Consider the following 26977-nt stretch of genomic DNA (forward strand, 5'->3'; position numbering starts at 1 on the left):
CCGGAACCGGGCGGCGCGTCAGAGAGGAACGGGGGCCGAGCGCTCGGTGGTGACCCGAATGGTCCGGGGTTCGGCCCGATCCAGATTGAGACCCGGCGGCAGCCTGGTTTTAAGGGGGAGTTCGTAGGTCCCGGAAGCGAGCCCGATCACTTCGATGTAGGCGCTGATGTCGCCGGGAGCCGCCGAGTCGATATCGCGCTCCCGGCCGCTGAGAACGACGGTGACCCGGTCGGGGTCGAGAATCACGCCCTCGGGGTTTCCGGCCCCCATCATCACCCGCACCGGGATATCGGCAAACCGCTTCTGCTTCAACTCCGGGCCGATGGTGGTGTAGACGTTGACCGCCAGGGGAACTTTGCCGGTATAACCGGGAAGGGGTTCCAGGGTCGCCGAAGCGCCGAAAGAAACCGACCGACCCAGAACCGAAAGGGGACGGGTCTTGATTTCCTTCATTTCGTTGAGCAGGCTCTCGGGCCCCGGGACCAGAATTTCGGATGGAGAGATGCTGGTATCCTCGATGCGGTAGCCCGAACGGGGCCTCCCGGTATAGACGATCTTGACCGGGAGGACCTTTTCGGTCATCCGGTCCACGCGCACCCGGATCCCGGAAGGAGAGACGGAAGTGAACCGGACCCGGGAGGGGGTCCGGATGTCGGCGGCGGTCAGGTTGAAGGCGATGACGCCCGGCTCCACTCCGGACCCGATGGTATGGACGACCCGCAGGGAGTTGACGTCGGGGACCTCTCCGTCCTTGGGATACTCCACCTCCACCCGGACCGCGGGGGGGGTAACGGAAACCGCCGTATAGCCTTCGGGCAGGTCCAGTTCCACCGGAACCTCGACCGTTTCCGGGACATAGACTTCCCGGGAGCCCATGTACCAGAGAACCAGCGCGCCCGCCAGGGCGAAGATCTTGAGCCAGAGGTTGTGGCGCGCCCAGGCCGAAAAATCCCGTGCCGCGATCATTTCTTCTCCCTCTTGGGCGCCCTGCCCGACCGCCGGGGCGTGCGCAGCCGGTTTTCCATGAACTTCCGCAGACGCTCCTCGTCGACTTCCCGGAAGAGCTTGGCCCGGAACGCGACCGAGATCCGGCCGGTCTCCTCCGACACCACCAGGACCAGGGCATCCGATACTTCGGCCAGGCCCAAGGCCGCCCGGTGCCTCATCCCCCCCCGCCCTTCCAGGGATTTCTTGGCCAGGGGAAGGGCGCAGCGGGCGGCGCGGATACGGTTCCCCTCGATGATGACGGCCCCGTCATGGAGCGGGCCGGGAGGAGTGAAGATGGAGGCCAGCAGATCCCCGGAAAGCGGCGCATCGAGCCGGATACCGGTCAGGACGAAGTTTTCCAGGCTGATATCCCGCTCCAGGGCGATGAGCGCGCCGATCCGCTCCGAGGAGAGCTTGCTCACCGCCTTGATCACTTCCTCGATCACCGCGGTTTCATCCGGGCCGTGGGAGAAGAACTTGCCTTTCCCCAGCTCGGCCAGCGCCCGGCGCAGTTCCTCGTGAAAGATAACCACGAAGGCCAGGGCCAGGTAGGGGACGGAACGGGAAAAGAGGGCGTAGAGCACGTCCAGCCGCAGGATCCGGGAGAGCAGGATCACCACCCCCAGAAAGAATATTCCCCGCAGGGCCTGCACCGCCCCGGTCGAACGCACGAACACCAGGATGTAGTAGAAGATGACGCTGAGGACGGCGACCTCGAAAACCACTTTCAGCACTTCGATCACGACATCTTTTCCCGGATTCTATCCACTACCGCCAGAACCTGGCCGATCTCGGCGGGGTCGTGGACCCGAACGATATCCGCCCCCAGCATGGCCGCGGCGGCGGCGGCGCCGGCCGTTCCCCAGAGGCGTTCCGGGGGCTCGACCCCGAGAATTTTTCCGATAAACGATTTCCGCGACGGCCCCACCAGCACCGGGTAGCCCAGAGCCGCCAGCTCGGGGAGCCGGGCCAACAGCTCCAGATTGTGCTCCGTCGTTTTGCCGAACCCGATGCCGGGGTCGATCACGATCATCTCCCGGGCTATGCCCGCCTTTCGGGCCCCGGCGGCGGCGGCCGACAGAAACTCCCCGACTTCGGCCACGACATCGCCGTAGCTGGGGGCGGCCTGCATCGTCTCCGGCGTTCCCCGCATGTGCATGAGCACCACCGGCCCTCCTCCCCCGGCCGCGACCTCCGCCATCTCCGGGTCCGCGGTCAGCGCCGAAACGTCGTTGATCATCCATGCGCCCGCGGCCAGCGCCCGGCGGGCGACTCCGGCTTTGGACGTATCCACCGAAATCGGCACGGACAGCGCCCGGGAGAGGCGTTCGATCACCGGGATCACCCGCGCCGTTTCCTCTTCCTCGGAGACGCCCCCCGAACCCGGCCGGGTCGATTCCCCCCCCACGTCCACGATGTCGGCGCCGGCGTCCTGGAGGCGGATCGCCGACTCCAGGGCTTCATCCGTTCCCGCGCACCTGCTGGCAGTATAAAACGAATCCGGGGTCAGATTCAAGACGCCCATCAGCAAGGTGCGCCGCCCCAACTCCAACTTCCAGGGGTGCCGCCCGGAGAAGATCGAGCGGACCCGGTCACGCCGGGGCGGTTCAGGAAACGACCCCATCGGCGTCCTCTCCGCCGGGAACGGAAGCGGGGGGGGAGGCGGGTTGCCGGTTTTTCCCTTTCTCCCCTCCGGCGCCGGGGAGGGGAGGCGGCTGCCCGGGCGCGGTCCGGGAGGCGCGGCTGCGGCGACCGCCGGGACGGCGGCGCACCCGGCCGCTCTTGATCAGGGAATCCACGTCATCCCCGTCGATCACTTCGTATTTGAGCAGGGCCTCCGCGATCGCCACCAGCGCCTCCCGGTTTTCCTCGACCAACCGGCGGGCGTGCCGGTAGGCCTCGTCGATGATCCGGCGAACCTCGCGGTCGATCTTGACGGCGGTCTCCTCGCTGTAATCGACCGACCGCGAGACTTCCCGACCCAGGAAGATATGCTCCTCCCGGCTCCCGAAGGTCATCGGGCCCATGGCTTCGCTCATCCCCCACTCGCAGACCATCCGCCGGGCGAGCTCGGTGGCGTACTTGATGTCGCTGCGGGCGCCGGCGGTGATGTCCCCGAAGATGGCTTCCTCGGCCACCCTGCCTCCGAAAAGGCCGGCCAGTTCGCCGGTCAGGCGGCGGCGGAATTCATGGTAACGGTCCTTCTCCGGCAGCTGCATCGTCGCCCCCAGGTAGGCGATCCCCCGAGGGATGATGGTGACCTTGTGCAGGGGCTCGGTTTCGGGGATCAGGCGGAGCACCAGGGCGTGGCCGGCCTCGTGGTAGGCGGTCACTTTCCGGTCTTCCTCGTCCATGACCCGGCTCCGGCGTTCACGGCCCCACCTGACCTTGTCCCGGGCTTCCTCCAGATCCTCGAGATCGACGGCCTCGCGGCCGTGGCGGGCGGCGAGGAGCGCGGCCTCGTTGACGAGGTTGGCGAGATCGGCCCCGGAGAATCCCGGGGTTCCCCGGGCGATCCGGTCGAGGTCGAGATCGGGGGCCAGGACGACCTTCTGCGCATGCACCCTGATGATCTGCTTGCGTCCCTCCAGATCGGGAAGGTCGATGACGATCTGCCGGTCGAAACGCCCCGGGCGCAGGAGGGCGGGGTCGAGGACGTCGGGCCGGTTGGTGGCGGCGATCATGATCACCCCTTCCTGGGTATCGAACCCGTCCATCTCCACCAGGAGCTGGTTGAGGGTCTGCTCGCGCTCGTCGTGCCCGCCCCCCAGCCCCGCTCCCCGGTGGCGGCCGACCGCGTCGATCTCGTCGAGAAAAATGATACAGGGCGCGTGTCGGCGCCCCTGCTCGAACATGTCCCGGACCCGGGAGGCCCCGACGCCGACGAACATCTCCACGAAGTCCGACCCGCTGATGGAAAAGAACGGAACCCCGGCCTCCCCCGCCACCGCCCGGGCGAGCAGGGTCTTCCCGCAGCCGGGAGGTCCGATCAGGATCACCCCTTTGGGGATCCTCCCCCCCAGCCGCTGGAACCGCTTGGGGTCCTTGAGAAAGGCGATGATCTCCTCCAGTTCCTCCTTGGCCTCGTCGACGCCGGCAACGTCGGTGAAGGTCACCCGGGTCTTGTCCCGGGCCAGGCGGGCGCGGCTTTTCCCGAAGGCCATCGCCCCCCGGCCGGCGCCCCGCGCCTGGTGGAAAAAGAAAAACCAGAGCAACCCCACCATGAGCAGGGGCCCGCCGATATAGTAGAGGATCTCCAACCAGCGGCTGGGCTTCCCGAACGAGAGGTCGACCCCTTTCTCCTCGAGCAGGGCCAGATCCTTTTCGGGGAGGATCGCGGGCAGCACCACGCTGTAGCGTTTGAGGTTCCCGTCGTCGGCCAGGTACTGCCCTTCCCCGTCCTCGGAGACCACCGCCAGTTCCTTGACCTTCCCTTCCCGGACCATGCCGATGAACCCGGAGTAGGTGAGTTCGGTGACGGGCTGGTCCGAAAGCGATTTCTGGAACCAGATATAGAGGATGATCAGGCCCACCGCCAGCCAGAAGATAAGGAAGCGGTTCTGCGGAGCTTTCTTGGGAAGTCTCGTTTCAGTCATCGGCAATCAACCTGCTCGCGATCACGGGTTACCGTCAGTCGATTCGAAAAAGTGTAACATACCGGCACCCGGATACAATCCCCTATTCCCAACGGGCCTCGATCTCGACGACCGGCCCGGCGGCGGGGAGGGCGAAACGGTCCGCCACCCGCCCCCCCGGGATCCAGACGACGCCCTTCCGATCCGCCACCACCACGGGCAACTCGCGGAAGGGAAGCGGCACCCCGGCGTCGACCATGACCTCCTTGAGCCGGCGGCGGCCGCCCGCGCCCAGGGGCCGGTACCGCTCCCCCCGCCTCCGGGGGCGGCAGGCCAGGGGGAAATCGAGACGGGAAACCGGGAAATAGGCCCGGCAGGAAGCGGGGCCGGGACCGGCCCAGAAAGCTTCCGGGTCGGGCGCGGGCAAGGTCGCCGGGTCGGGCGCCGACGCCAGCTCCCGGCTGCTGATCCGAAGCCCGTGCACGACTACGCGCCCGGGGACTTCCAGGGGAAGAACCGGCCCGGCTCCGGGAGGGAGCGGAGGCATCAGCCAGAGCACCCCCTTCCCCACCCGGGCCGCCACGCCGCCCGGGAGTTGCGCGGCGGCGCGGGTCCGTCCTTCCGCCAGCCGGGAAAGCCGCTCCCAGGCCCGGCGGTCCATCCTTCCCGCTCCCGCCGCCGCCGCCGCGTCCCGGAGGAAAAACCGGCGCACCGCGGGAGGGAGCGGTGCCAGTCCCGCCAGGCGCAGGCCGATCACCGGGCCGCGCCGGAAGGCGAGCCGTTCCCCCAACCGGCGGCTTTCGGCGCCGATCCAGGCGTCCCGGTCCGCCTCCAGCCGGGCCAGATGAACCAGGCGCAGGGAAAGTCCGGGGGCATATTCCCGCTCCAGGAGGGGAAGCAGTTCGTGGCGCAGGCGGTTGCGGAAAAACGCCGGATCCCGGTTGCTTTCGTCCTCCCGCCAGGACAGGCCCCGGCGCCGGAGATAGCCGATCAGGTCCCGCCGGGTAACGTCCAGGAGGGGCCGCAGCAGGGTGAAGCCGGGGAAGCGGCGCAGGGGCAGCATCCCCGCCAGGCCCGAAGGGGAAGCGCCGAGAAGGAACCGCATCAGCACCGTCTCCGCCTGGTCGTCGGCGTGGTGGGCGAGCGCCACCGGCGCCCCGGAAAACTTCCGGGCCGCCCGGCGGAAGAATTCGTGGCGCGCCCGGCGGCAGGCGTCCTCCAGGGAAAGTCCGGCGGCGGCGGCCAGGGCGCGGCAGTCGCGGCGGCCGCCGAAATAGGGGTAGCCGCGCTCCCCGGCCAGTCGCTCGACCCACCGGGCGTCGGCGGACGAGGAGGGACGGAGGCAATGGTCGAGATGAATGACGGTCAGTGCCGGTTCGGGGCCGGTACGGATTTCGCCGAGCAGTTCCAGGAGGGCGACCGAATCGGCGCCCCCCGAGACCGCGACCAGGAGAGGCGCCCTCCCCTCCCACAGCCCCGCCGCTCGGGCGCTTTCGTCCACCTTCGCGGCCAGGGCTCCGATACGCTTTCTTCCTGTCATGGCATGATCTTTTCGTGCTATAATTACCCGATAATCAATAACCTATTCCAGGGAGGGATGGCATGAATAATTTTTCGGGCAAGGAGGAGATCATCCGCTCCCTCCGGCCGGTCGTCTCCGACTTTAAATTCGTCGCCGTCAACGACAAGGTTCTCGATGAATTCTGCTCCCGGATAAGGCCCAAGCACATTCCCCATCCGGACTGGAACGCCCCCGTCATCTACGGCGGCCTGGACGAAACCGGCATCGATTACTTTCTGGTCATGAACAGCATCAATTTCTGTTTCTGGGGGGACCCCAAATGGACGGTCGAATACCGGGGGCGCTCGTACGACGGGGCCTTCGGCATGTTCGCGGCCCTGACCAGGGCGCTCGAGGAAGGCCACCCGATCTACGACGGGGCTTATCTGGCCAAGCTCTCCAAAACCGACCTGGCCCACATCCTCAGGGGAAACGTCCCCATCCCCCTCCTGGAACCGCGCCTCGGCATTCTCCGCGATATCGGCCGCGGACTGGCCGGGCGCTGGGGGGGGCGTTTTTCCAGGATGGTGGCGGAAGTCGGGGGGAGCGCGGTGGCCCTGGTCGGTCTTCTGACCGAACAGTTCCCTTCCTTCAACGACTCCGTCCCCTGGGGGGAAGGGCGTTTGATCTTCCATAAGCGCGCCCAACTGGCCCCGGCCATGATCAACGAGCGCTGGCGGGGAAAAGGGATCGGCGCTTTCCGGGACATCGACCGCCTCACCGTCTCGGCCGATTACAAGCTCCCGCAGGTGCTGCGCCGCACCGGGATTTTGGAGTATGTCCCCTCCCTGGCGCAGCGCATCGACGAAAACCGCCGTATTCCCGCCAACTCCAGGGAAGAGATCGAGATCCGTGCGGCCACGATCATGGCCGGGGAGATGATGCGGGAGAAAATAGCCCGGACCATCCCCTCCATCACCAGCCAGGACGTGGACCGGTTCCTCTGGCTGGTGGGGCAGACCAAGACCGGCAACGAAAAGCCTTACCATAAGACCCTCACCACCGCCTATTGAGACACCCGCGGAAAATCCTCTTTCTCTGCCTGGGAAACACCTGCCGCAGCCCCATGGCCGAAGGGCTGGCCCGGGCCCTGGGGCGGGGGTGGCTCCGCCCCGCCAGCGCGGGGTTGAACCCCGGGACCGAGGTCAGCCCGGAAGCGGTGGCGGTCATGGCCGAGGAGGGCATCGATATTTCGGGCCACCGTCCCCGGCTCCTGACGGCGGAAGCGGCCCGGGAAACGGACCTGCTCGTGACCCTGGGCGTCGACCTGCCCGCGGCCATGCCCGCGGGCGGCCGGCGCGTCGCCTGGGACATCCCCGATCCGTTCGGCGAGGGGATCGCGGGCTTCCGGGCGACGCGGGACCTGATCCGCGGGCACCTGGTCGATCTTCTCATCGACCTCGCTTCCGAACCGGGGAAACGATGAAACACGGCTTCCGGCGCGCCGCGGCCGCCGCGGCCGGGCTGGTCCTGCTCGGCGCCCCGGCCGCGGGCGCGCCCCTGCCTCCGGAATGCCGGGTGGCGGGGCTGGACCGGCGGGAATGGGGCATCCGCTGGTGGAACTGGGCCCAGTCCGCCCCGGCCTGGGCGGACCCGGCGGCGGACCGGACCGGCCGTTGGGCGGGGGTCGGCCAGCGCGGGCCGGTCTGGTTCGTCGCCGGAACCCGGGGCGGGGAACCGGTGTGGCGCGAATTTTCCGTTCCGACCGGGCGATACCTCTTCTTCCCCCTGATCGCCTTTTTCCGGTGCGGCGCGGGCGAGTGCGAACGGGCCCGGAGGTCGGTAACGGCGGCCATGGAAAGCGCCGAGGGGCTTTTCTGTTCGATCGACGGGCGCCCGGTGCCGAACCCGGAGCGGTTCCGGGCCGAATGCCCGTCCTGTTTCCCCTCCCCCCGCTGCCGGGAGGGAGACGAGGGGACCGGCACCGGGTACTGGATCATGCTCGAACCTCTTTCTCCGGGAACTCATACTCTCCGGTTCGGGGGGCGGCTGGGGAGGATTTCGATCAAGACGACCTGCACCGTCCGGGTGGTAGAAACCCTGGAAGGGACCGTATCGCTGCTGCGGGAGCTCTTCCCCGGCCACTTCCTCCCCGACATCCCCGTGCTGCGAACGGACCTGGTGGATCGCCCCACCGTCTACGGGGAACCCGATCCCCCGGAGGGGTTCGCGGGCCCCGACCCTTCCGGGCGGCTCCCGAGCGGCATTTATCTACCCCCCCGGGACCCGGAATTTTTCACCACCGACATTTCCCTGGAGCAATGGGTTTTTCATGAAATGTTCCATCTCCGCAATCGCCGCACCGGGGAATACGACCGCTTCATCGTCCAGGCTTTTCCGGACGAGAACGATCCCCTGGTTCAATGGATGCTCCGCGACCCCTACCACCGGGCCCTGGCCCGGGAAGAGGCTTTCATCAACCTGATCACCTTCGCCGATCCCGCCCGGACCGACCGGCAGCGGAAAGCGGTCCGGGAGTGGTTTGACTATATCGGGGCCGATAGGCTATCCTTCCCCGAAATCCGGAGGGCGCTGGCGGTCGTGGCGCACTGAGAGGAGACGCGGATGAAGAAATCACTGGGACCTCAGACCATTATTCTGCCGGCGCCGGTGCTGGTGGTGGGCACCTACAACGAAGACGGGCGTCCCAACGCCATGACCGCCGCCTGGGGGGGCATCTGCTGTTCCCGGCCTCCCTGCCTGGCGGTTTCGCTGCGCAAGGCTACCGTCACCTGGGGCAACATCATCCGCCGCCAGGCGTTCACCGTCTCCATCCCCTCGGCCGCCCACGCCGCCCAGGCCGATTTTTTCGGCCTCGTCAGCGGCCGCGACCGGGATAAGATCGCGGAGGCGGGTTTGACCGCCGTCCGGTCGGGCCGGGTCGACGCCCCCTACATCGAGGAGTTCCCCCTGGTCATTTCCTGCCGGGTGCTCCACAGCGTCGTCCTCGGCCTTCATACCCAGTTCGTCGGCGAAATCCTGGACGTGGCCTGCGAAGAAACCTTCCTGGACGGGAAAGACCTCCCCCGGGTCGAGGCCGTGGACCCGATCTGCTACGCCCCCGGAATCCGGGAATACTACGGATTGGGGAAACGCCTCGGCGAGGGCTACCGCCTGGGCCGCGGGCTGGCCGGAGGAAGCGGCGAAGCATGAGCCTGGCCGCGGAGCTGGAATCGACGGTCGCCGCCGCGCTCGAGTCGGCGGGTGCTCCCCCCGGGACCCCGGCGGTCATCGGCCCGTCGCGGAGGCCGGAACTGGGGGATTACCAGGCCAACGGGGCCATGGCGGCGGCGGCGGCGGCGGGGGTGAAGCCCCGGGAGCTGGCGGAGAGGGCGGCCGTTCTCATCCGCGAAGCCGAAATGGTGGAGTCGGTCCGCGTGGACGGCCCGGGTTTCATCAACATCACCCTCTCTTCCGGCCGGCTCGAGCGCCGGCTGGAAGCCGCCCTCGGCTCCGACCGCCTCGGCCCTCCCCCCCCGGAACGCCCGCTGACCGTGGTCGTCGATTACTCCCACCCCAACCTGGCCAAGGAGATGCACGTCGGCCACCTGCGCTCCACCATCATCGGCGATTCCCTGGTCAGAATACTGGAGCACCTCGGCCACCGGGTCGTGCGCCACAACCACGTCGGCGACTGGGGGACCCAGTTCGGCATGCTCATCGCCTACCTGGACCGCGGCGGGGGCGGCGGGGATGCCGGACACGCCCTGTCCGACCTCGAAGAGTTCTACCGGGCGGCCAAACGCCTTTTCGACTCCGACCAGGATTTCGCCCGCAGCGCGCGGGACTACGTGGTCAGACTGCAAAGCGGAGACCCGCACTGCCTCCGGATCTGGCGAAGGTTCATCGACGAGTCCCTGCGCCACTGCGAGGAGGTTTACCGGGCGCTGGGGGTGACGCTCACCCCCGGGGACGTGAAGCCCGAGAGCTTTTATAACCCCGAACTGCCCGCGGTCATAGAGGCCCTGGAGGAGAAGGGGCTGGTCACCGAATCCGAGGGGGCCCTGTGCGTGTTTCTCGACGAATTCGCGGGGAAAGACGGGAAACCGGTCCCGGCCATCGTCCGCAAATCCGACGGCGGCTACCTCTACGCCACCACGGATCTGGCCGCGGTCCGCCACCGGGCCCTGGATCTGGGAGCCGACCGGATCGTCTACGTGGTCGACGCGCGCCAGACCCTGCATCTCAGCCAGGTTTTCGCCGTCGCCCGCGCCGCCGGCTTCGCCCCCCCCTCCTGCTCCCTCGAACACCATGCCTTCGGAACCATGATGGGCGAAGACGGGAGGCCCTTCAAAACCCGCGAAGGGGGGACGGTGAAATTGACCGCCCTGATCGACGAAGCCCGGGAGCGGGCCTACCGGCTGGTGAGCGGGAAAAATCCCGATCTCGCCGAGGAACGCCGGCGGCGGATCGCGGAGGCGGTGGGGATCGGGGCGCTCAAGTACGCCGACCTTTCCCAGAACCGGACCAGCGATTACGTCTTCAGTTGGGAGAAGATGCTCTCCCTGGAAGGGAACACCGCGCCGTACATGCAGTACGCCTATGCCCGGATCAAAAGCATCTTCCGGCGGGGCCGGATCCGGGAAGAAGAGGCGGAGAAGGGCCGGATCTCGCTTCGGGAGCCGAAAGAGCGATCCCTGGCCCTGGCCCTGGAGCGGTTCGGCGGCGTGCTCGAGCAGGCGGCGAAAGACGGCTTTCCCAACAGCCTCTGCTCGTACCTCTACGACCTGGCGGGAGAGTTCATGTCCTTCTACGAGTCGTGCCCCGTGCTGAAAGCCGGGGAGCCGGACCGGTCCAGCCGGCTGGCACTCTGCCTCCTTACCGCCCGGACCGTCAAGACCGGCTTGGCGTTGCTCGGAATCGAGACCGTCGACCGGATGTAGGGGGCCCGGCCGGAGAGGGGCGCGAGAGCGCTTACAACCGGTAGAGCTCGGGCCGGCGGTCGCGCAGGACCGTCATCCGCGCCCGGATCTCCTCGGCCTCGGCCAGGTCGAGGGCCGCGGTCAGAAGTTCCTCGGTGGTTTCCGAGGCCTCGACCACGGTCCTCCCCCAGGGGTCGACGATCGTGGAATCCCCGAAGTAGTCGACCCGGCCCTCGGCCCCGATCTCCTCGCCGCCCACCCGATTGACCCCGATCATGAACATCTGGTTCTCGACGGCCCGGGCCCGCACCAGGATTTTCCAGTGGTCGAGCCGGGGGTAGGGAAACGCCATGGGGGAGAGAACGCAGAGGACCCCCTGCAGGGCGTAGGTCCGGAAAAGTTCGGGGAACCTGATGTCGTAGCAGACCGACAGCCCCATCCGGCCCCAGGGGGTTTCGGCCACGGTCAGCGCGTTCCCGGGAGTCATGTGGCGTTCTTCGTGGAGGAGGCTGAAAAGATGAGTCTTGCGGTAGACGCCGGCGGGTTCGCCGCGGTCGTTGAAGAGGATGGAGGTGTTGGCGGGGCGACCCCGTTCGTCGAGGGCGAGGAGAGACCCGTTGATCCAGATCCGGTGGCGACGGGCCAGGGCCGCCACCCGGGCCACGGTCTCCCCCTGCGCGGGCGCGAGGCGGGCGTTGGCATCCCAGTCGAAACCCGTGGTCCACATCTCCGGGAAACAGATCAGATCGCTTCCCCTCCGGGCCGCTTCCTCCACCCAGCCTTCGGCCTTCTCCAGATTGGCTTCCGGGTCGGCGGGGACCACGTTCATCTGGGCCACGGTCACGGTCAGGCGTTTATTCCCGGAGGTCGCGGGAACCGCCCCGCCCGCGTCAGAATTTGGAGTCGGCATAATCCAGCATCTTGTTCGTCTGCCTGATGGCGTAATCCCGTATGGGGAGCCCCCCCAGGGCGAACTGGTGGAAGATGAGCAGGACCAGAATCCCGGCCAGGGTACCGAAAAAAAGGTCCTTGTAGTAGCGGAAGCGGATCACCGCTCCCAGGATATAGACGCAATCGACCGCCGCCATCAGGAGCCCGAAGTCATGCAGTTCCAAGGGGCAGGGGAGACTGCCCATGAGCAGGAGGTGGGAAAAGAAAAGGATGGAGGGGATGGCGCAGATGCTGATGAAGATCCGGTGGAAGAGCACCCCCACGGCCAGCAGGACCAGGGGAAGCGCCAGGGGGAACCCGGCCAGCCAGGGTCTGACGTCGAAACTCCACTGCGCCCCGGAATAAGCCACGAGCCCCAGGTTGGCGACCGCCAGAATCGCGACCAGTACCTTGTGCATAGGCGCCCCCTTCGTGATATAACGGTACCGGCTCCGGCGAAAAATTGCAACCGGCAATGGAGGTTCCCATGAAGCTCGGCATCATTTCGGACAGCCACGAAAACATGCCCAAGATCCGCAAGGCGGTCAACCTCTTCAACCGTTCGGGGGTCGAAACGGTCCTCCACGCGGGGGACATCATCTCCCCGATTACGGCCAAGGAGTTCTCCGCGCTCGCATGCCGGTTCGTGGGCGTCTTCGGCAACAACGACGGGGACCGCCTTTTTCTCCGGAAACGTTTCCGGAACATCGGAACCATTCACGTCGGCAAATTCGAGGGGAAACTGGGGGGCAAGCGGCTGCTTCTCATCCACGAACCGGACATGCTCGACGCCCTGGCCGCTTCAGGGGCTTACGACATCATCGTCTACGGCCACACCCACCAGGCCGAGATCTCCCTCCGCGGATCGACCCTCGTGATCAACCCCGGGGAAGCCGGGGGATGGATCACCGGGAAATCCACGGTGGCTCTCCTGGACACCGCCTCCATGAAAGCGCGGCTGGCGGTGCTGTGAACGCCCCCGCTTCCCCGGCGTTCCTCGACCTGGCCCGCGGCCGGCGTTCGGTCCGCTCCTATTCCCCGCGGCCGGTAGGCCGGGAAAAGATCGAGCGGTGCCTGGAGGCGGCGGGGGCGGCCCCCTCGGCCTGCGACCGCCAGCCCTGGAGGTTCGTCGTCGTCGTCGAACCCGGGGCCAGGGACCGGCTGGCGGAGGCGGCCTTCGGCGGAATCTACCGCAGCAACTCCTTCGCGCGACGGGCCCCGGTTCTGGTCGTGATCCTGGCCGAGCCCCCCGCCCTTCTCCCCCGGATAGCGGGGAGGCTTCAGGGCAAGCACTACCCCCTGATCGACGTAGGGATCGCCGGGGAGCACTTCATTCTCCAGGCGGCGGAACTGGGGCTGGGAACCTGCTGGCTGGGGTGGTTCGACCAGAAGCGGGTGGGAAAACTCCTGAACGTCGGCGCCCGGGAACGACCCGTGGCCATGATCTCGGCCGGCTACCCGGACCCCGGCGCTCCGCCCCTCCCGGACCGCCGGCCGGGGAAAGGCTCCAGCGGCTACTGGCCCGCCTGAGCTTACTCTTCCAGGTAGCCTTCTTCGTCCTCGGGGTACACCAGCGGCGCCGGTTCGGCGCCGTAGCGGCGGCGGGGGAAAAGGACGATCAGCAGAACCAGAACGACGAATCCGGCGCCGGCGTCGATCGCCCACCAGTACGGGGAAAGGCTCTTGATGGTGATCCCGCAATAAATATCCATGGCGACACCGCCGGCCAGGACGACGATCATCGTCACCAGAAAGGGCCTCATCTTCATGGGGCTGAACCCGGAGATGGCGAAGAGAACGGCACATCCCACCAGAACCACCGCCGCCATGTTGCCGAGGTAATGAAGGTAATCCTTCAAAATCGCGTCCCGGGGAGAGCGGGAATTGATGAAATCCTTGAGTTCCTGCTTCTGCCAGAGCCAGGAAGTCATCTTCCCCACCGTCGGTTCCTGGTAGAAAAACGCCGCCGCCGCCGTCGCTAGAAACAGCAGGGCGAGGGCGAAAGCAAGAATTCTGATCCCGACCATAACCGCCTCCTTGGTCCCGATTTATCGCTGTTCGGGCACGACCGTGACCTTCGCGGTCACGAACTCCGAGTTTTTAACCGGTTCGTACGTCAATTCCCCCAGCGTTTTCAGCCGATCGAGAAAGTCCTTGTACCCCCCGAGGTCGAAGACCACCACCCGTTCGTTCTCCTCCACGTTCTCGAAACCGGTGATGGGATAACCGATCAGCTGTCCCCCCAATTCTCCCACGGTGTTTTCCACGGCGACCAGGGCCGTTCCCGGGTCCGAGGACGTGAGGGTGACGAAATGATCCTGAAAAACCATCTCCGGAGGAGGCCCACCCGAAGAAGGGCCGCCTTCCGGCTCCTCGATGATGAGCACGCCCCCGGAAGGAGCGGAACGGAGGCGGGGATGGGCGGCGGCGGGCGGGGTCGCCGGCGGCGCGGTCGGGGCGGCGGCGGCTTCCCCGGATCCGGACGGGGCCACGGGGCAGCTGCCGCCGTCGCACCCGACCTGGGTCATAACCAGAACGACCACCGCCGCCAGAACCACGGCGGCCGACCAGAGCGGTATTTTTTTCTCCCAAGGCAAGAACATGGCTCGTAACACCTCCTCCATGGGCCCTTTCCGGGCCAGTCGCTGTTCAACCCGGGCCATCCAGTCGCTTCCCGGAACCGGCGCCGGGGCCGGGCCCCGGGCCCGGGCGCGGCGGCGGTGCGACAGTTCCTTCCGGCAATCGGGGCAGGCGGCCAGGTGCCGCTTGAGGTCCTCGGTTTCCGAGTCGGTCAGGTCCCCGTCCAGAAAACCGTCCAGGTCCCGCCACGCGGTCCGGCAGGCGAACTTGTCAGGGCCGGCTTCCAATTGTTATCCTTGTCTCATCGGTATTCTACGACAACCGGAGACGATGTCAAGATCGGGGAGCCGGATGAAGCGGACACTGCATTGGCTTTTCCTGGGTTTGGTGGTGGCGGGTGCCGCCGGGGGAGCGGCGGCGCTGGCCCGGCTCCTCCTCCGTCCCCCCGGGCAGCCGACGGAGGCCGAACGGCGGGCGATGATCGAGCGGGTCCTGGACCGGGACGCCGGCAATATCTTCTGCTTCGATCCCGACATCTCCTACCGGCTCAAACCATCCTTCCGGGGCCGGCGCCACGATTCGCGCACCCTTCCCCACCAAACCGATTCCTACGGAATGCTGGGGGATCGGGAACCCGAAACCGGCGCCGACCACATTCTTCTTCTCGGAGATTCGGTCGTCTACGGGGAATACCTCCCCCGCGAGGATTCGTTCGCGGCCCGCCTGGAAAAAGAGGCGCCGGCCGGCCTGCAGGTGCTGACCGGCGCCTGCCCGGGGTGGAGCACCCATCAGGAAATCGGGTATTGGGAAAAATACCTGGCCGGGATCTCCTGGAGGCGCGCCTTCATTTTTTTCTGCCTCAACGACCTCCTCCGCTTCGAGTGGGTCTGGGGGGGGGAGGACCGGTTTCGGATCTCGGAGGAGGTGGCGGGACTGGGAGGGCTTCTGGCCGCGCACTGCCGTTCCCTCAAGCTCCGGTTCCTGCGCGGCGCCTTTTCCGACAACCCGGGGCTCCGCCCCCTGGCCGGGCTCAACAACACCTGCCTGGTCCCCTTCCTGAAGGAATGGTGGGATGCCTATGGAGAAGCGGTGGGCCCGCGCTTACGGGGCATGAACGCGGCGGCGCCGGTGACGGTGGTCGGCCTTCCCGCCCGGGAACAGCTGGCCGCCCTCAACGCGGGGGGAAGCCGCGAAGAGGTCATGGCCCCGCAGGAGCGTCTGCGGAAGTTCTGCCGGAGCCTGAACGTCGGTTATCTGGACGCGCTCCCCGCCTTCGAGGAGACGGGGACCGGAGCGTACCGGATCGATTGCTTCCTCCCCGGGCAGGAAGGGGAACTTCACCTCTCCCGCGAGGGCCATGCCGCCCTGGCGGCGTTTTTGGCTCCCCGGGTGTTCGCCCCCGTCCCGGAGGCACCGCCCGAGCTCGGTCCGGAAGAAAACGGGGAGGGGGCGGGCAGGTAGAAAACGATGTCGGGGCCGGGGCGGACGGCGGAGGCGAACCCGGCCACGGGCACGTAAAAAGCGTCGTAGGGGTCGAAGACCGCCGCGGGCGCGCCGCTGCCCCGGAACCGGCGAACCGGAACCGTTCCCTCGGTCAACTGCCGCCGGAGCGCGGGATCGAGGCGAGAGTATTCCAGCGGATGCTCGTCCAGGACCAGCGCGCCGGACGTTGCGCGCAGAATCCGGTTGAACTCCGGGGCCGCCAGGCTCGGCCCCGGGCTCAAACGCCGGGGGTAGGCCGCATACCCCTGGGGACGGCCGAAGATCAAGGGGTTCCCGAAGAAAAGCCCGCGCGTCCGGGGTATGTTTTTCTCCATCCAGTCGCCGGCCAGCAGCCGACTGTCGGGGCGCGAGGAGACGAACCGGTCGAACTCGATATCCCTCCAGAGAGGCTCCAGGGCCAGAACCGCGGCCAGGGCCCCCGCCCAGGCGGCGCCCACCCCCAGCCGCGCCGTCAGCCGACGCAAGGCCCACGCCCCCAGGAGGCAGAGGAAGGGGACGAGGAGCATGGTGTATCTCATGAAACACGATTTCTGGAAAGCCAGCGCCAGGGAGAACGGAACCGCGAAAGCCAGGAGCAACCGCGCCGGGACCGAACGGCGCAGCGACAAGGCGGCCATGACGACCCCTCCCAGGCTCAGGAGTTCCAAGGGCAACCCCAGGCCGTAACGCAGCGAGAAGACGAGATGGTGCCAGGCTCCCCGCCCCGAGGCCGTTTCCGGAACCAGCTCGAATCCGTGCAGGTACTGCGATTTCAGGATGCCGTCCCGGATTCCGGTCCAGGCGGAGGGAACGTGGAGGACCAGGAAAGGGTTGAGCAGGAAGAACGTCAGCCCGGCGGCGGCCAGGCTCCCGGCCAGGAACAGGGGGCGGCGGGGGCGGCCGCGGGAAGCGTGAGCCGCCAGCAAGGGACCCAGCAGAAATACCGCGTAATACTTGATGGAGACGGCCAGGCCGATCGAGAGGCCGGCGACAAGGTAATCCCGCCCCCTCCCCCGCTTCCAGACGCCGGCCAGGACCAGGAACGCTCCGACCGCGGCCAGTGTCGCGGGAACGTCGAGAAGGACGAAATGCGATTCCCGGACGGGAAGGAAGGCCACGGCCGCGAAAGCGGCGGCCGCGCACCCGGTGAACCGGTCGAAGAACCTGAAACCGAGCGCTCCCGTCAGCGCGACGGTGGCCGCGCCCAGAAGGGCGAAGAGAAAGCGGAAACAGAGGTGGTAGGCTGCCGGGTCCCGGTAATACCCGGATCCGGGCACTTCCCCCCGGACCGAGCCCAGAAGTTCGGAGAATCCTCGGGCCGCCCAAAAGGGGAAGTGGGGCCAGATATAGTAACCGGGATCGGGCGCGCTCCGGCCGAGGCCCAGGCCGGTTTCGATCAGCCGGCCCTCGTCCGGGCGGCAGCGCAGACAGGGGAGGCCGTACCCGATTCCCCAGCTTCGGAGGCCGAACCCCCCGAGGGCGAGGAGCCCTACGAACGCGATGGCGGCGCCGCGTCTCATCCCTCCCACGACGGGAGGTCCTCCCGGTCCCGGGCCGTTTCGAACAGTTCTCCCCCCCCCACGAAACTGATCATCACTTCGTTTCCCCTCAGGGCCAGAAACCGGGTCCCGGGCCCGATCCCCAGGACCTCCATCCTCGCGGAGGAGAGGGACACGGTCCCCTCCTCTCCCGCGGGAAGGCGGAGATAATACCGGCTTCGGCCTTCGACCATGGTTTCGGCGCCGACTTCCGGCGCCGCCAGTTCCGGGTAGCGGTCGAGAATGACCCGCATGGGGGAACGCTTCAGGGTTTCCAGGCGGGCGACCCCGAATCCTTCTCCTTCGTTCCCCCCCAGGACCACCAGGGGGTCCCCCGGAAGAATTCCGTATTCGCGGCAGGCATCCGGGGGTATCCGCAGCCGCCCGCGTTCGTCGAGAACGGTCCAGCCGTAGGCGAATTCTCTTCCCGTTCCCAGCTTCGGCATATCGATCCTCCTTTGCGGCGGGCGGCCGGCCGCCGCGATCAGCCCCAATCGTCGAGGGCGAAAAGAACTTCCCGGTTGGGCAGGTCGACCTCCGCGATCCTGACCGGCACTTCGTCCCCCGGCCGGAAAGCCCGGCCGCCGCGGCGGTCGCGCAAAGCCGTTCCCGAACGGTCGAGGCGATAGTCCCCTCCTCCCAGATTGCGCGCGGGGAGGAAGCCCGCGATCAGGTAGTCGTCGAGATAAACCGTGATTCCGTATTTCCCGACCTCCGCCACCACTCCCCGCAAGCTTCCTTCCTCGGCTCCGTCCAGGCGTCGCCGAAAGTACTGGAGCTTGCGCAGTTCGATCATGTCCCTTTCGGCGGCGGCCCCGCGGCGTTCGGTCCGGGTGCAGCGCTCGGCCAGAGCCCCGACATCCTCGGGAGGGGGGGCCGGGGCGACTCCCAGCGCCGCCTTGATCAAGCGGTGGTTGTGGAGGTCCGGATAGCGGCGGATCGGGGAGGTGACATACGCATAGCAGGCCGAGGCCAGGCCGTAATGCCCGATGTTCCCGGCGGCGTATTCGGCCGGGCGGAGCGAGCGCAGGAAAGCGGTTTGAAGGACCCGGGAAAGCGGGGTTTCCCGAACCCGGGCCAGAAATGCCCGGAGGGCCTCGCGGTCGCCGGGGTTCCCGATGGAGAAACCCAGCGGCCGGACGGAGGCGGCAAACGCGCGCAGGGCCCGGGGGTCGGGCTCGGCGTGAACCCGGTAAACCGGGGCGAAACCGCGCGCGCTCATCCAGACGGCCGCGGCTTCGTTGGCCGCCAGCATGAACTCCTCGATCAGGGCGTGGGAAAAATCCTCTCCTTCGAGTTCGATGGCGGCGATCGCTCCCCGGGAATCGAACCGGATCTTCTCCCCGGGGAGTTCCAGGGAGAGAGCCCCCCGGCAAAAACGCTTTTCCCGCAGTTTCCGGGCCAAGCCCGCCATCCGGTCGAGGACCTCGGCCGCCGGGCCCTCGCGGCGGCGGAAAGGCGCATCGAGGCCGCTCAGGAGGCGGTCGACTTCCGCGTACGTGAAACGGCGGCGGGAACGGACGACCGTGGAATCGAAACCGCTCTCGATCAGTTCGCCCTCGGGGGTGTAGGTGAGGAAAACGGAAAGAGCGAGACGGTCCTTTCCGGGAAGCAGGCTGCAGAGATCGGCCGAGAGCCGGGGGGGCAGCATGGGGACCACCCGGGCGGGAAGGTACACGCTGGTCCCGCGCTCCCGGGCCTCCCGGTCCAGTTCGGACCCCGGGCGAACGTAGTGGGAGACGTCGCTGACGTGAACCCCCAGGCGGACGTTCCCCCCCGGCGCCTCCTCGAGGGAGACGGCGTCGTCGAAATCCCGGGCCTCCTCGGGGTCGACGGTGAAGAGGGGCAACCCGGTAAGATCGAGACGCCCGGCGCGGACGGACGGATCCAGCCGGGAAGGACAGGCCGCGGCCTCGGCCTCGGCCTCGGCCGCGGGACCGTCCGGCACGCCCAGGCGGCGCAGGACCGCGATCGTGTCCACGGCCGGGTCTTCGGCGCGCCCCAGCACCTCGACCACCTCCCCCCGCAGGAGCGACGCGGATTCCGAATCCGCCACGATCCGGGCCGTGACCTTCCAGCCGCTCTCCCTGGGTTCGGAGAGCACCACGGGCCGAGGAAATGCGCCCCCATCGGGCACGAAACGGGTCTCGCTCCCCTCGCGCCGGGTGACTCCGACCACGGGCAGGGGATTCCGTTCCCGGACCCCGACCACCCGGGCGCGGGAAGACCGGCCGCGGAGGTCGGGAAGAAGATCGACCTCGACCCGGTCGCCGGGCAGCGCGTTCCCCAGACCGTTCGGCGGGATATACAGATCCTCGCCCCCGTCGTCGGGACGGACGAACCCGAACCCCCGGGGGTTGATTTCGATCACGCCCGAGCGCGGAGGCGGAAGCCGGAACCGCGGGCCGCGGCGGACCAGCCGCCCCTCCCGCTCCAGATCCTCGCAGGAGCGTTTCAGGCTCCCCCGATGGCGCCCGGATATCTTCAGGCGCGCGGCCATCTCCGCCGGAGAGAAGGAACGGGAGGTGTCGCCGGCGAAGAGTTCCAGGACCGCCCGGGGCGAGGCCGGAGCCGCGCCGGGGCGGCGGCGGGGGGAAGCGCTCACTGCCGCACGTACCTCCCCCGGTATTTCCCCTTCCCGATCGTATACTCGAATACGAACTGGCAGATGCGCGTGCCGGGGTGGATCGCCAGCGGGATCGGGCTGGCATTGTACATCTCCAGAATCTGGTGGTTGGAGATGCCCGGCTGCATGAAGCTGGCGGTGATGTGGACGAGCAGGCCCAGTCGGGCGAAACGGCTGCGGCCTTCCAGCCGCCCGCAGATGTTTTCGGGAAGCGTGATTTTCTCGACGGTTATCCCCATCACCGATTCTCCGGGCATGAGCACGAAATAGTCCTTGACCATGACCTCCCGGCTGACTTTGCGGTAGTCGGCGGCGTCGTCGACGTGGAATATGTCCCGAACCTTGTCGTATACCCAGAACCGGTTGGAGATATGCAGATCGACCGAGGCCGGGCCGATCTGCGACGCGGCCAGCGGCTCGATGCGGATGACCCCCTCCCGGATCAGTTTTTTCAATTCGCTGCGGGCGATGACGCTCATCCGGTTCCTCCTTCGGATTCGCCTGACGGCGGATATTTTTCGGATGTTTGCCGTGGGCTCTATCCTACGGGAACTGCTATGATCATGGCAATGAATGCTCTCAGCCGGATTGTCGAATCCCCGGATCTCTCGCTGTATCGGCTTGATTCCACCCACTCCCCCGAACTGGAGATCTACTGCGCCTCCACCCCCTCTTCCCGGGCGCTGCTCAACACTCCCGAGACCGTCGGGGTCGAATTCACCCGGCGCCTCCAGGAGGCGGTGGAGGGCATTCTCGGGCAATTCCCGGACCCGGAGGAGCGGCGGCGGTTCTGCCCCGAAGAAAGCGGCGTCGTCCATTTTCTCCGTTCGGGACTGAACTTCGGTATCCGGGAAGCCCTTTACAACGCCTGGGGGTTCAACGAGCACCTCTCCTCCTTCATCACCTCCCAGCGGGACCGGGACCAGTACGGCCGATGGTTCATCCGCGACGACGCCTACCGCAAGATCGAACTGCCCCGCAACGCCACGCTCTTCATCGGAGAAATCGTGGCCACGGGCGTAACCATGAAGAACGGCCTGCAGATCATCGGCCGCATGGCCAAGAATCTGGGGCGGCCGGTGCGCAACCTGGTCTTCTTCACCGTCGGTTGCCATAAGATCGAAAAAGCCCTGAGCGAATTCGACGCGCTGATGCGGGCCTCCTTCCGCGGCTACCATACGACCTACCTCTTTTACCTCGAGGGGAAGTTCCACCTCGCCGATTCCAAGACCGAAGCCCGGCTGAAGGTGCAAGGCACGGACCTGATGCGGTTCCCGGCGCTGCTCGCTCCCGAGTTCGAGCAGAGCCAGTTTCTCTCCGAAACCGCGCCCCTGGAACGGTGCGTGATTTACGACGGAGGGGCCCGGGCGTTCAACCCCCAGGAGCATTTCGCCGAGTTGTCGGCTTATTGGGAGGAAGTGGTTTCCCTGGGGGTGCGGGGCACGACGTTGGAGGAAGCCTACCGCGAGCGCTGGCCGGCCGAGGAGTATCGACTTCCCCAAGCCGAGTACCTGAAACGGAAACGGGAGGTCTGGGCGGGGGTGGACGAGAAACGGCTGCTGGCCGTCTACGAAACGGCCGGAGCCTGGCTCCGGCGCCTCCGGGAACGGTCGGGGGCGGGCAGCCTGGTCGAACTGGCCCGGCGCAGGTTGCGGCGGATTTCGTCGGGACGGTCGGACTGAACCGCCCCGGCGCCGCGGACGGTCCTATTCGTAGAGGCTCGGGTCCCGGGACCACCCGTCCGAACCCGGCGGATCATCCACCGATCCCGGGTCCTCTCCCGCTTCCAGGCGCCGGCACGCTTCCTCCATCTCCTCGTCCAGGGGTTCCCCGCTCTCTCCGGCCATCTTCCGCATCAACCGGGCCAGGCTGCCGGGGTCGCGCTCGTCGAGGCCGGAAAAGAACGAAGGATCGGCCATCCCGGCCAGTCGGCTTTCCTCGGACCGGCCGATCCCGAAGGTGGAGACGAGCTTGCGGAGTTTCCCGCCGCAGCGGGGGCATTTCACCGGGGGGCGACGGGACGTCGAGCGCGCCAGGAAACTGAAGATACGTCGGCAGCGCGGGCAGGCGTATTCGTATATGGGCAACCTCGTTCTCCTCCGCGATAATCCGCGGTTTACCCGCGGCTCGGTTTATTATACCGTGAACGTCAATCCGGGAAGGTCGAAACCATGAAACTGATTCCGATCATAATCGCGTTCCTGGGGGCTTCCGCCGCCGACGCGGCGGCGGGCGCCCCCACCCCGCTCCCCCCCGCCGTCGCCGCCCCCACCCCGCCTCCCGCCCGGGCGCGGCGCCCGGCACCGACCCCCGTCCCCCGGGGCACTCCCTTCGACCTGGCTTTCTACTTCGCCCGGCCCGGGCGGATTTTCAGCTGGAGCCGGGCCGAGGGCGCGGGAGCCTGGAGGAACGACACCGACTGGATCATAACCGAAGAGCGGCCTTTCCTCACCCAGGACGCTTTCTTCCGCGCCGTTCCCCATGTCTCCGAGGAAAGGGCCTTCATCCGGGTGAGACTGACCAACGACGGGAACAACCTCATGGACGAAGCGGTCCTGGGCAACATCGGGCGCACCGCGGTCATGGTCTGGAACGGAAGGATCCGGGACGTCTTTACCCTCGGGACCAGGTTCCATCCCAACGACATCGTCATCGGCGGGAACCTGAACGAGGGAGAGGCCCAGATCGTATCCGAACTGATCAATTACCGGCCCACTCCTTCCCCCACCACCCTCCCCAGCCCCACTCCCACTCCCACCCCCCGGCCCAACCTCTTCGACTTCTAACCCCCGGAGCCGACGACCCCGAGCGCGGCCCGGAACCGGTGCCAGGCGATCCCCAGCCATTCGTGGAGGCAGCGGGAGGAGAGGAAAAAGGTCTCCGCCCGGGGCACGAGCCCCAGCGGCGTGAACCGGTATTCTCCGAAGGGATAATCGGCGGGGACGGGCACGGCGTCGATCCCGCGCTCCTCCAGGGCCAGGAGGGCGCGGGGCATGTGGATGGAGGAGGTGACCAGCGCCACCCGCGGCCGACCCGAGGGAACCATCCGGCGGAGCAGGCCTTCGGTTTCCCGCGCGTTTTCGTCGGTGTTGCGGGAGCGCTCTTCCAGGATGACCGCGGCGGCGGGAATGCCCATCGCCACCGCGTAGCTCCGGGCCAGGGAACCCTCGACCGGCTCCGAGCGGAAGATATCCCCGCTGCCGCCGCTGTAGAGAAGCGGCGCGCTCCCTTCCAGTTCGCGGTAGAGTTCGAGCCCGCGCCAGAACCGTTTCCAGGCGGTTCCGGAAAGCTCGGGGCGGGGCCGGGAACCTCCGGCGCGCGCCGCGCTCGCGGCCAGGACCACGATCGCGTCCACGCTGCCCGCCCGGAGTTCGCCGGCGGGGGGGATTTCGGCTTCGAGGCTCCGGACCAGCAGATAGGCGATCGGATCGGCGGAGAGCCCCCAGTACAACCCCAGGGCTGCCGCCAGCATCAGCAGCGCCGGGCGCCGCCGGTGCCGGAGCAGGGCGCCCAGGGCGCCGGCCAGCAGCCACGCGACCAGGGCCGGCGGCATGATCAGCAGTTTCACCACCTTGAGGACGACGAACACTCCGAGACCTCCTCTTTCATCCGGGGCGGAATTAGTCTACTATAACGGCTCACGCCCACCAAGGGGATGCCGTGACCCGCTATGCCGCCATAACCGCGCTGGTTTTTCTGTTCTCCCCCGTTCTCCGGAGCCGGGGAGAGGAAAACATCCCCGCGCAGTGGCTGGGGCGGCATTGGTTCGGGATCTACGTCATGGAGAAAAAATCGGGGCACGGCTACACCGATCTGGAGAGGAACGCCGACGGGCTCCGGCTGAGCGCGCTCCTGCACTACCGGATATCGTTTCCCGGAGGAGAACAAACCCTGGAAATGAGAACCGTTCAGGAGTTCGACGCCGCCGGGACCATGACCCGGTTCCGCCGCGAAATCGACAGCGTCCTCTCCCGGACCCGCCTCTCCGGGGCCTGGACCGGCGACGGATTCCGGATCGAAGGGGACGGCGCCCCCCGGGACGCGCCTTCGGCGCGGGTAACGTTCAGGGACTGCTACGGCGATTATTTCCTGGTCCGGGACCGGGCGCCGGCGGGGACCGAAGAAACCGGATGGGATTTCGACCTCACCCTGCTCAAGCCGCTGCGGTACCGGCGGCGGGTGGAGGCGATAGAAACGGCCGCCGGGCGCGGCCCGGGCGCGGGGCCCGACTTCGTGCTCTCCACCGCTTACCCGGAGATAAACGTTTCCTCGCAGACCCGGATCGACGGCTCCTACTTCCTGATCGAAAATCGGGTGGGGAACCTGGTCCTGAAGGAGGAGAGCGAAACCGAGGCGCGGAGGGCGAACGACCCCGGCGATATCGTCAGCCTCAGTTCGATCGAGCCGTCGTCCCCTCCCCCCGACCCCGGCGGCCTCGCCTCGCTGAGCCTGAGGATATCCGGGCTGCCTCCGGGCTACGCCCTCCCCTCGTCCCCGAGGCAGGAGGCGTTCGCGGAACCCGGCGGAACCTGCCGGATCGTGACCCGGCGCGAGGCGGCCCCGAAACCCCGGAATCCGTTGCCGGCCGGCTTTTCCCGGTTTCTGGCCGCCACTCCCGAGTTTCAGGCGCAAGACCCCTCGATCGCGGCGGCGGCGGAAGCGGCGGCCGGCGAAAGCGGAGACGCCCTGGCGGCGGCGGGAGATATCTGCCTCTGGGTGCACCGCTCCCTGAAGAAGAACTTCATGGTCGCGCTGCCGGACGCGGTTTCCGTCCTCAAAGCGGGCGAGGGGGACTGCAAGGCCCACGCCACCCTTTTCATCGCCCTGGCCCGCGCTGCCGGGATTCCGGCCCGGATGGTGACCGGGCTGGTCTGCCTCTCCGACGGCCGTTTTTATTACCACCAGTGGGCCGAGGTCTGGGCGGGAGACTGGTATTCCCTCGATCCCGTCCTGGGACAGATCGGCGTCGACCCCGGCCATATCGCCCTGGCCAGGGGCCCGCTCGACCGAAGCTGCGTCCTGGCCGAGATGATCGGCAACCTCGCGATCGAGGTCACCGGCTGGGAAACGCGGGGGGAACCCGGGGGAACGGCCCCGTGAACGCGCGGGTCCTCCTCTGCGCCGGGGTGTTTCTCCTCGCGGGCTGCACCGGGGGGCGAGAGATCCCGCCCGCGATCGCACTCTGGGCCACGGGAGAAAGCCGCAAGGTCGGCCCGGACGATCCCGCGGAAGACGCCAACTACCATTGGGACGCGGGAACCGGAACCGTTTCCCTGACCGGGGCCGCCAACGAACAGGTCGCGTTTCAGTTGGTCCTGCGCAGCCCCCGGCCCGTGAGCGGGGCGGCCCTGGAGGCCTCGGGCCTGGAGGGGGACGCTCCGGGAACCTCGATCCCCTCCGGGGCCGTTTCCTTTTTTGCCGAACGCTATATCACGGTATCCGTCCCCACCGACCGGGCCGGCTCCACCGGGGCGGGGGAATATCCCGACCCGCTGATCCCCTTCCGGGACCCTTATTCCCCGGGGAAGGAGGATCTGGCCCTTCCCCTGGAGCTGGTCCCGGACCGCAACCTCCCGATCTGGGTCGACTGCGCCATCCCCCCGGGCACGCCGGCCGGAACCTACCGGGGGAAAATCGTCCTGGCCGCGCAAGGGAAAGAACTGCGGCGCCTGAACCTTGTCCTGAAGGTGCGCGGTTTCTCGCTTCCCGACCGCCCGTCCCTGCCGGTTTTCTTCGATCTCTACGGAGCCAGGTGGAGCCGAGGCGAGGGCCTGCCCTGGAGACTGGGGGAAGAGACCTGGGAAGTTCTCAAGCAGTACGAAATCATGGCTCATGAACACGGCTTCAGCAACGGGCATTGGGGCCTGATGCCGGCGGGAGCATCCTCTTCCACCGAGGGAGTCGACTGGTCTCTCTACGACCGTTACCTGGGAACGGTCCTCGACGGCAGTCTCTTCGCCGACGGGACTCCGCCGGCCTGCTGGGAACTGCCGTATCCCGAACGGTGGAACCCGGGCGAAGAAGTCCTGGAGGCCTACACGAGGGACCTGGTCAGGCATTGGGACGAACAAGGATGGAACCTGGAGGACGCCTTCGCCTACGTCTGGGACGAGATGGGGCCCACCCACCCCACGGTCGAGGCCTGGGGCCGGACCCTGCGCCGGGCCTCGGAGGGAAGAGTCAACTATTTCTACACCTGCCCCCCCCACCCGGCGCTGTACGGGATCGTCGATTGGTGGGCCCCCCGGGCTTCGGCCTACATGCCGGAAGAAACCCGAAAGCGCCAAGGGGAAGGCGAACGCTGTTTCTTCTACCATGCCGGGGAACCGTCGGTGGGCCTGATGTGCATCGACGCCACGGGGTTGGCCTTCCGGACCTGGGCTTGGATGGCCTGGATCTACGGCTGCGACGGATTTTTCGACTGGGCGGCAAATTTCTGGAGCGAAAACCCTTACCTGGACCCGCTCAGTTTCGACACCGACAACGGGAACATGTACCTCTTCTACCCGGGGCGGCAGCTCGATACCGTCGGTCTTAGGGCGATCAAGGGACCGGTGCCCTCCTTCCGGCTCAAGGCCCTCCGGCGGGGAATTCAGGATTACGAGTACTTCCGGATCGCCCGGCGGGCGGGACTGGACGTCGAACCGACCGTCAGGTCCGTCGTCCGCAAGGGCCTGGGGGTCGCCGGAGCCTATGGGATAGACCCCCGGGCCTGGAGCCGGGACCCGGAAGATTGGTACCGGGCGCGCGACCGGATCGGGGAGATGATCGAAGACGTCCTTGGCCGCCGGGGAGAAAAAGCCCTGGCCGAAGCGGACCCGGTTTCGAGATAATAC

At 67.4% G+C, this 26977-nt stretch carries 26 protein-coding genes and 1 pseudogene; 12 read left to right on the forward strand and 15 right to left on the reverse strand.

What is annotated here, in order from left to right:
• Positions 1-18: 18 nt before the first annotated feature.
• The 5 genes from PLZ73_02945 to tilS form a co-directional block, all read right to left on the reverse strand.
• Positions 19-966, reverse strand: coding sequence for a CdaR family protein (locus PLZ73_02945; protein ID HOO76822.1), 948 nt, complete (start codon positions 964-966; stop codon positions 19-21).
• Positions 963-1730: a diadenylate cyclase CdaA gene (gene cdaA / locus PLZ73_02950; protein ID HOO76823.1), complete on the reverse strand. Its 768-nt coding sequence runs from the start codon at positions 1728-1730 to the stop codon at positions 963-965. Before cdaA ends, PLZ73_02945 begins: the two co-directional genes overlap by 4 nt.
• Positions 1727-2611, reverse strand: coding sequence for a dihydropteroate synthase (folP, locus tag PLZ73_02955; protein HOO76824.1), 885 nt, complete (start codon positions 2609-2611; stop codon positions 1727-1729). The genes cdaA and folP overlap by 4 nt, the downstream gene beginning before the upstream one ends.
• Complete coding sequence (gene ftsH / locus PLZ73_02960; protein HOO76825.1) at positions 2595-4583, reverse strand: ATP-dependent zinc metalloprotease FtsH; 1989 nt, start codon at positions 4581-4583, stop codon at positions 2595-2597. The genes folP and ftsH overlap by 17 nt, the downstream gene beginning before the upstream one ends.
• An 82-nt stretch (positions 4584-4665) precedes the next feature.
• The gene (tilS, locus tag PLZ73_02965) at positions 4666-6102 is read right to left on the reverse strand and encodes a tRNA lysidine(34) synthetase TilS (protein ID HOO76826.1); all 1437 of its coding nucleotides are present in this window, start codon (positions 6100-6102) and stop codon (positions 4666-4668) included.
• A gap of 62 nt (positions 6103-6164) precedes the next feature.
• Here tilS and PLZ73_02970 point away from each other — a divergent pair, with 62 nt between their 5' ends.
• From PLZ73_02970 to argS, 5 genes are read left to right on the forward strand one after another with little or no spacing between them, the layout of a single operon-like run.
• On the forward strand, positions 6165-7136 hold the full coding sequence (locus PLZ73_02970; protein ID HOO76827.1) for a queuosine salvage family protein: 972 nt from the start codon (positions 6165-6167) through the stop codon (positions 7134-7136).
• The gene (locus PLZ73_02975; GenBank protein HOO76828.1) at positions 7133-7549 is read left to right on the forward strand and encodes a low molecular weight phosphatase family protein; all 417 of its coding nucleotides are present in this window, start codon (positions 7133-7135) and stop codon (positions 7547-7549) included. The genes PLZ73_02970 and PLZ73_02975 overlap by 4 nt, the downstream gene beginning before the upstream one ends.
• Positions 7546-8676: a hypothetical protein gene (locus PLZ73_02980; GenBank protein ID HOO76829.1), complete on the forward strand. Its 1131-nt coding sequence runs from the start codon at positions 7546-7548 to the stop codon at positions 8674-8676. The genes PLZ73_02975 and PLZ73_02980 overlap by 4 nt, the downstream gene beginning before the upstream one ends.
• A 12-nt stretch (positions 8677-8688) precedes the next feature.
• Entirely contained in the window at positions 8689-9276 is a 588-nt protein-coding gene (locus PLZ73_02985) for a flavin reductase family protein (GenBank protein ID HOO76830.1), read from the forward strand.
• Positions 9273-11006 carry an arginine--tRNA ligase gene (gene argS, locus PLZ73_02990; GenBank protein ID HOO76831.1) on the forward strand — a complete coding sequence of 578 codons (1734 nt, stop codon included), beginning with the start codon at positions 9273-9275 and terminating at the stop codon, positions 11004-11006. The genes PLZ73_02985 and argS overlap by 4 nt, the downstream gene beginning before the upstream one ends.
• 31 nt (positions 11007-11037) lie before the next feature.
• Here the strand turns inward: argS and PLZ73_02995 are convergent, their stop codons facing one another.
• Together PLZ73_02995 and PLZ73_03000 are read right to left on the reverse strand one after the other, a co-directional pair.
• Positions 11038-11829: a carbon-nitrogen family hydrolase gene (locus PLZ73_02995; GenBank protein ID HOO76832.1), complete on the reverse strand. Its 792-nt coding sequence runs from the start codon at positions 11827-11829 to the stop codon at positions 11038-11040.
• A gap of 46 nt (positions 11830-11875) precedes the next feature.
• Positions 11876-12334, reverse strand: coding sequence for a hypothetical protein (locus PLZ73_03000; protein ID HOO76833.1), 459 nt, complete (start codon positions 12332-12334; stop codon positions 11876-11878).
• A gap of 68 nt (positions 12335-12402) precedes the next feature.
• Between PLZ73_03000 and PLZ73_03005 the strand changes: the two genes are divergently transcribed.
• Entirely contained in the window at positions 12403-12888 is a 486-nt protein-coding gene (locus PLZ73_03005; protein HOO76834.1) for a metallophosphoesterase, read from the forward strand.
• A complete protein-coding gene (locus tag PLZ73_03010; GenBank protein ID HOO76835.1) occupies positions 12885-13445 on the forward strand; it encodes a nitroreductase family protein in 561 nt (186 codons plus the stop codon). Before PLZ73_03005 ends, PLZ73_03010 begins: the two co-directional genes overlap by 4 nt.
• Before the next feature lie 2 nt (positions 13446-13447).
• Here the strand turns inward: PLZ73_03010 and PLZ73_03015 are convergent, their stop codons facing one another.
• Together PLZ73_03015 and PLZ73_03020 are read right to left on the reverse strand one after the other, a co-directional pair.
• Positions 13448-13942, reverse strand: a complete 495-nt coding sequence (locus PLZ73_03015) for a hypothetical protein (protein HOO76836.1) — start codon at positions 13940-13942, stop codon at positions 13448-13450.
• Between the two features lie 21 nt (positions 13943-13963).
• Positions 13964-14782 (reverse strand): zf-HC2 domain-containing protein, encoded by an 819-nt coding sequence (locus PLZ73_03020; protein HOO76837.1) that lies wholly within the window; start codon positions 14780-14782, stop codon positions 13964-13966.
• Between the two features lie 64 nt (positions 14783-14846).
• Between PLZ73_03020 and PLZ73_03025 the strand changes: the two genes are divergently transcribed.
• Positions 14847-15956 carry an SGNH/GDSL hydrolase family protein gene (locus PLZ73_03025; protein ID HOO76838.1) on the forward strand — a complete coding sequence of 370 codons (1110 nt, stop codon included), beginning with the start codon at positions 14847-14849 and terminating at the stop codon, positions 15954-15956.
• Positions 15957-16849: 893 nt separating this feature from the next.
• On the opposite strand, the pseudogene PLZ73_03030 reads toward PLZ73_03025, so the two are convergent.
• The 4 genes and pseudogenes from PLZ73_03030 to dcd all read right to left on the reverse strand — a co-directional run bounded on the left by PLZ73_03030 (position 16850) and on the right by dcd (position 20620).
• Positions 16850-17497: pseudogene (locus tag PLZ73_03030) on the reverse strand (glycosyltransferase family 39 protein).
• On the reverse strand, positions 17494-17961 hold the full coding sequence (locus PLZ73_03035; protein ID HOO76839.1) for a hypothetical protein: 468 nt from the start codon (positions 17959-17961) through the stop codon (positions 17494-17496). The pseudogene PLZ73_03030 and the gene PLZ73_03035 overlap by 4 nt, the downstream one beginning before the upstream one ends.
• A gap of 38 nt (positions 17962-17999) precedes the next feature.
• Entirely contained in the window at positions 18000-20120 is a 2121-nt protein-coding gene (locus PLZ73_03040; GenBank protein HOO76840.1) for a VacB/RNase II family 3'-5' exoribonuclease, read from the reverse strand.
• Complete coding sequence (gene dcd, locus PLZ73_03045; GenBank protein ID HOO76841.1) at positions 20117-20620, reverse strand: dCTP deaminase; 504 nt, start codon at positions 20618-20620, stop codon at positions 20117-20119. Before dcd ends, PLZ73_03040 begins: the two co-directional genes overlap by 4 nt.
• An 84-nt stretch (positions 20621-20704) precedes the next feature.
• Between dcd and PLZ73_03050 the strand changes: the two genes are divergently transcribed.
• Positions 20705-21823, forward strand: coding sequence for a hypothetical protein (locus PLZ73_03050; GenBank protein HOO76842.1), 1119 nt, complete (start codon positions 20705-20707; stop codon positions 21821-21823).
• 24 nt (positions 21824-21847) lie between these two features.
• Here the strand turns inward: PLZ73_03050 and PLZ73_03055 are convergent, their stop codons facing one another.
• A complete protein-coding gene (locus PLZ73_03055) occupies positions 21848-22228 on the reverse strand; it encodes a zinc ribbon domain-containing protein (protein ID HOO76843.1) in 381 nt (126 codons plus the stop codon).
• Between the two features lie 84 nt (positions 22229-22312).
• On the opposite strand from PLZ73_03055, the gene PLZ73_03060 reads away from it, so the two are divergent.
• Positions 22313-22927, forward strand: a complete 615-nt coding sequence (locus tag PLZ73_03060; GenBank protein HOO76844.1) for a hypothetical protein — start codon at positions 22313-22315, stop codon at positions 22925-22927.
• Here PLZ73_03060 and PLZ73_03065 read toward each other — a convergent pair.
• The gene (locus PLZ73_03065) at positions 22924-23730 is read right to left on the reverse strand and encodes a YdcF family protein (protein HOO76845.1); all 807 of its coding nucleotides are present in this window, start codon (positions 23728-23730) and stop codon (positions 22924-22926) included. The genes PLZ73_03060 and PLZ73_03065 overlap by 4 nt on opposite strands.
• A gap of 71 nt (positions 23731-23801) precedes the next feature.
• Here PLZ73_03065 and PLZ73_03070 point away from each other — a divergent pair, with 71 nt between their 5' ends.
• Together PLZ73_03070 and PLZ73_03075 are read left to right on the forward strand one after the other, a co-directional pair.
• The gene (locus PLZ73_03070; protein HOO76846.1) at positions 23802-25241 is read left to right on the forward strand and encodes a transglutaminase domain-containing protein; all 1440 of its coding nucleotides are present in this window, start codon (positions 23802-23804) and stop codon (positions 25239-25241) included.
• Positions 25238-26974, forward strand: coding sequence for a DUF4091 domain-containing protein (locus PLZ73_03075; protein HOO76847.1), 1737 nt, complete (start codon positions 25238-25240; stop codon positions 26972-26974). Before PLZ73_03070 ends, PLZ73_03075 begins: the two co-directional genes overlap by 4 nt.
• Positions 26975-26977 lie beyond the last annotated feature (3 nt).

This window comes from bacterium (assembly GCA_035380285.1).
Lineage (GTDB): Bacteria > Auribacterota > Erginobacteria > Erginobacterales > DAOSXE01 > DAOSXE01.

Excerpts from the sequence above, each read along its gene's own strand:
- tilS (HOO76826.1), bottom strand. The coding sequence starts at position 6,102 with ATGACAGGAAGAAAGCGTATCGGAGCCCTGGCCGCGAAGGTGGACGAA.
- PLZ73_03000 (HOO76833.1), bottom strand. The coding sequence starts at position 12,334 with ATGCACAAGGTACTGGTCGCGATTCTGGCGGTCGCCAACCTGGGGCTC.
- PLZ73_03015 (HOO76836.1), bottom strand. The coding sequence starts at position 13,942 with ATGGTCGGGATCAGAATTCTTGCTTTCGCCCTCGCCCTGCTGTTTCTA.
- PLZ73_02985 (HOO76830.1), top strand. The coding sequence starts at position 8,689 with ATGAAGAAATCACTGGGACCTCAGACCATTATTCTGCCGGCGCCGGTG.
- PLZ73_03005 (HOO76834.1), top strand. The coding sequence starts at position 12,403 with ATGAAGCTCGGCATCATTTCGGACAGCCACGAAAACATGCCCAAGATC.
- PLZ73_02945 (HOO76822.1), bottom strand. The coding sequence starts at position 966 with ATGATCGCGGCACGGGATTTTTCGGCCTGGGCGCGCCACAACCTCTGG.
- PLZ73_03025 (HOO76838.1), top strand. The coding sequence starts at position 14,847 with ATGAAGCGGACACTGCATTGGCTTTTCCTGGGTTTGGTGGTGGCGGGT.
- dcd (HOO76841.1), bottom strand. The coding sequence starts at position 20,620 with ATGAGCGTCATCGCCCGCAGCGAATTGAAAAAACTGATCCGGGAGGGG.
- PLZ73_02980 (HOO76829.1), top strand. The coding sequence starts at position 7,546 with ATGAAACACGGCTTCCGGCGCGCCGCGGCCGCCGCGGCCGGGCTGGTC.
- argS (HOO76831.1), top strand. The coding sequence starts at position 9,273 with ATGAGCCTGGCCGCGGAGCTGGAATCGACGGTCGCCGCCGCGCTCGAG.
- ftsH (HOO76825.1), bottom strand. The coding sequence starts at position 4,583 with ATGACTGAAACGAGACTTCCCAAGAAAGCTCCGCAGAACCGCTTCCTT.
- folP (HOO76824.1), bottom strand. The coding sequence starts at position 2,611 with ATGGGGTCGTTTCCTGAACCGCCCCGGCGTGACCGGGTCCGCTCGATC.
- PLZ73_02970 (HOO76827.1), top strand. The coding sequence starts at position 6,165 with ATGAATAATTTTTCGGGCAAGGAGGAGATCATCCGCTCCCTCCGGCCG.
- PLZ73_03050 (HOO76842.1), top strand. The coding sequence starts at position 20,705 with ATGGCAATGAATGCTCTCAGCCGGATTGTCGAATCCCCGGATCTCTCG.
- PLZ73_03060 (HOO76844.1), top strand. The coding sequence starts at position 22,313 with ATGAAACTGATTCCGATCATAATCGCGTTCCTGGGGGCTTCCGCCGCC.
- PLZ73_03035 (HOO76839.1), bottom strand. The coding sequence starts at position 17,961 with ATGCCGAAGCTGGGAACGGGAAGAGAATTCGCCTACGGCTGGACCGTT.